The sequence below is a fragment of the Phenylobacterium sp. genome, assembly GCF_044372605.1.
Lineage (GTDB): Bacteria > Pseudomonadota > Alphaproteobacteria > Caulobacterales > Caulobacteraceae > Phenylobacterium.
This window is the reverse complement of sequence record NZ_JBILRO010000305.1, coordinates 1-3,460: the sequence shown is the minus strand read 5'-3', so window position 1 is coordinate 3,460 and position 3,460 is coordinate 1. Positions and strand designations below refer to the sequence as shown.

Below are 3,460 nucleotides of genomic sequence, written 5' to 3'. Positions count from 1 at the left end.
GATCGCCTGCATCTGGGTGCGCAGGACCACTTCGTTGATGATGTCGGCGTGCGGCCCCTCGCGGGTCTCGCCCAGCAGCTTGTTGAACCGGTCGGTGCGCGGTGCCTCGCCCTTGGTCCAGGGTATTCCCAGCGATCCCAGGAAGTCGGCCAGGGAGAAGATCTTCTCCTGGCTGGGCGCATCGTGGATCCGGTAGATCAGTGGCGTCTTCTTCTGCTCCAGAGTCTCGGCGGCGCAGACATTGGCCTGGATCATGAACTCCTCGATCAGCTTGTGCGCTTCGAGGGAGGGGCGGGGCGTGATCGCATCGATCTCGCCCTCGGCATTGATCGAGATCTTGCGTTCCAGGCTTTCAATGGCCAGGGGCGAGCGGGCGTCGCGGCCTTTTTTCAGGCAGGCGTAGGCGGCCCACAGCGGCGTCAGCACCCGATCCAGCAACGGGCCGGATTTGTCATCGGGCTGGCCGTCGATGGCGGCCTGGGCCTGTTCGTAGGAAAGCTTTGCCGCCGAGCGCATCAGGCCGCGGGCGAAGGTGTGGCCGCGCTTGCGGCCGTCTGCGCCGAACACCATGCGTACGGCCAGGCAGGCCCGGTTCTCGCCTTCGCGCAGGGAGCACAGGCCGTTGGAGAGCCGCTCAGGCAGCATCGGCTCCACCCGGTCAGGGAAGTAGACGCTGTTGCCCTTCTCGCGGGCGATCCGGTCCAGTTCCGAGCCGGGGCGGACATAGGCGGCGACATCGGCGATGGCCACCCAGGCGATCCAGCCGCCGGGGTTCTTCGGATCATCGTCGGGCTGCGCAAATACGGCGTCGTCGTGGTCGCGGGCGTCCTGCGGATCGATGGTGATCAGGGGCACGTCGCGCATATCTTCCCGACCGCTGAGGGTCGGCGGTTCGGCCTCCTCGGCCTCGGCTTCGGCGGCGGCCGAGAAGCCCATCGGGATGCCGTGGGTGTGGATGGCGATCAGCGAGGCGGCGCGGGGTTCGTCCTCGCGGCCGACGATCTCCAGCAGCTTGCCGTGCTTCGGGCCGAAGCGGCTGCCGTGGCTCTCGATCGTCGCCAGCACCAGATCGCCGTCCTGGACGTTCTCGCCGGGCGGCAGCAGCAGGCTGTCCTTGGACCGGCGATCCACCGGCTCGACCCGGACCTCGCGGCGCACCTTGCGGACCACGCCCAGGATGCGGTGTGCGCTCTGGCCCAGTCGCTTGATCAGCCTGGCTTCAAACTCGCCGGTTTCCAGTTGGACGAACCGCACCAGCAGGCGGTCGCCCATGCCTGGCGCGCCGGAGCCGGACTCCTTGCCGGGGGCCAGAGATACGACGGGCGTCTCCTCGCCCTTGACCAGCTTGACCAGCAGCTCGCCGTCGACATCCTTGCCGACCACGTCAACCACGCCGACCTCGGGAAAGGCGCCGGCTTCGGCAAAGCCGCGGCGGCCGCGCTTGCCCAGCGCGCCCTCGGCTTCCAGGGCGTTCAGCATTTCGCGGAGCGCGCGGCGATCGGCGCCCTTCAGGCCAAAGGCGTTGGCGATGCCGGCCTTGTTGGGCTCGCCCTGCTCGCGGATGAAGGCCAGCAGGGTGTCGCGATCCGGCAGGCCCTGCGGCGGGCGCGTGGGCTTCTTGATCGTCTTGTTCGGTCTCTTCGGTCGGGCCATGCCGCGCCATAGCACGGTTTGGACGCTTGAAGCGGCTTAGGCGGCGTTCAAAAATGCGATCATGGCCGGATAGGCCGCCCGGTCCTGGACCATGAACATGTGCCCGCCCTTGAACCACTGAAGCTCCGCGCCGGCGATGCGGGCCGCCATCTTCTCCTGGGTGGCGGGCAGGGCGATCCCGTCGAACTGGCCGGCGGCGATCAGCACGGGGCAAGCGATCTGCGGCAGGCGATCCCAGGTATCGTGGGCGGCGCGGGCCTCGAGCTGGCGATGAGCGCCTGCCGCGCGACCGGGTTCGTCGGCGAACGGGTCGGCGGCGGCCATGGCGACGAAGGTGGCGTAGTCCTGAGGATTCGCCGCAGCCCATGCGGCGTCGCGGCGGGTGTCACTGATGGGGATCATGAACCTGGCGCGGTCCTCGCCCTTGAGATGCTCGATCTCGTGGAAGGCGAAGGATGCCCCGCCCTCACCGCCGGGCGAGGTGCAGGCCAGCACCAGCCGTTGAACGCGGGACGGATGCCGCAGCACCAGCTCCTGCGCCACCATCCCGCCGAACGAGACGCCGATCACCAGGGCGTCATCCCACCCGAGGTGGTCCATGAGGGCCGCGGCGTCATCAGCGTACTGCGCCATGGAGTAGGGCGCATCGGGCTTTTCGGTCCGGCCCAGACCGCGCTGGTCGTAGGCCACGAGGTCGAAAGCCTTGGCCAGCGGTGAGGCGAACACGTTGGGCGTGACCCGCAGGTCCCCGCCAGTGCCGGAGATGAACAGCAGGCGCGGGCCTGAGCCGGCGCGCTCGTAGTAGAGGTTCAGACCGTTGAGGCGGGTGTGGGGCATGGGGAATGTTAGCGTAGACAAGCCAGATCGCTAAACAATCCCGCTCATCCCGGCGAATGCCGGGACCCAGTTCGTAGAGCGTAGACCTTGCCTGATAGATCAGAAGTAGAACATGATGCGAACATCATGTTCGCCACCTACATTCTGGCAAGCCAGCGGAACGGGACGATCTACGTCGGTTCCACAGACGATCTGATGCGCCGAGTCTGGGAGCACCGCGAGAAGATGCGGCAAGGTTTCACCACTCGCTACGATGTGTCGCAACTGGTCTGGTTCGAGAGTCACGAAACGCGCGAGGGTGCGTTCCAGCGCGAGCGGCGGATCAAGGAATGGAGGCGTTCGTGGAAAATCATGCTGATCGAAGCCCAGAATCCCGATTGGCGAGATCTGTATGAGGATTTGGTCGGCGGAGGCCTAACGGCGAGCGAATGGCTCGCCGCATTGGACGACGGGAGCCTCGACGGAAGACTTGGTGACCTTTGATCTGGGTCCCGGCATTCGCCGGGATGAGCGGAGCGGGGGTTATTTCTTCGCAGGCGCCTTCTTCTTCGCGGCCGGCTTCTTCTTGGCTGGAGCCTTCTTCGCCGCTGCCGCCTTCGGTTCAGCCTTGGCCTTCGCCGCACGCGCCGGCTTCTTCGCCTTGCCGCCGCCGCCCTTGGCCACGCGTTCGGCGATCAGTTCGATGGCCTGTTCGAGGGTGACTGAAAGCGGGTCGGCGCCGCGTGGCACGTTGGCGTTGGTGGCGCCGTGCTTGATGTAGGGGCCGTAGCGGCCTGACAGTACGCGGATGGGCTGGCCGTCGACGGGGTGCGCGCCCAGTTCCGCCAGCGCCGCCGACTCCGCCCCGCCGCGTCGCCCGGCCCGCTTGGTGGCCAGCAGGTCAACGGCGCGGTTTACGCCAACGTCAAAGACTTCGTCCGCCGAGGGCAGGTTGGCGTAGGTGCCGTCGTGCAGCACGAAGGGCCCGTAT

The 3,460-nt window shown here is 67.1% G+C and carries 4 protein-coding genes; 1 reads left to right on the top strand and 3 read right to left on the bottom strand.

Annotated elements, in window-relative coordinates; genetic code table 11:
• Both ACIQ42_RS17280 and ACIQ42_RS17275 read right to left on the bottom strand, forming a co-directional pair.
• The coding region (locus tag ACIQ42_RS17280) for a ribonuclease R family protein (RefSeq protein ID WP_397423472.1) at window positions 1–1,653 on the bottom strand (1,653 nt) is incomplete at its 3' end.
• Window positions 1,654–1,689: 36 nt separating this feature from the next.
• On the bottom strand, window positions 1,690–2,490 hold the full coding sequence (locus tag ACIQ42_RS17275; RefSeq protein ID WP_397423471.1) for an alpha/beta fold hydrolase: 801 nt from the start codon (window positions 2,488–2,490) through the stop codon (window positions 1,690–1,692).
• Between the two features lie 126 nt (window positions 2,491–2,616).
• Here ACIQ42_RS17275 and ACIQ42_RS17270 point away from each other — a divergent pair, with 126 nt between their 5' ends.
• Complete coding sequence (locus ACIQ42_RS17270) at window positions 2,617–2,973, top strand: GIY-YIG nuclease family protein (protein ID WP_397423470.1); 357 nt, start codon at window positions 2,617–2,619, stop codon at window positions 2,971–2,973.
• A 39-nt stretch (window positions 2,974–3,012) separates the two neighbouring features.
• On the opposite strand, the gene ACIQ42_RS17265 is transcribed toward ACIQ42_RS17270, so the two are convergent.
• The coding region (locus ACIQ42_RS17265; protein WP_397423469.1) for a topoisomerase C-terminal repeat-containing protein at window positions 3,013–3,460 on the bottom strand (448 nt) is incomplete at its 5' end.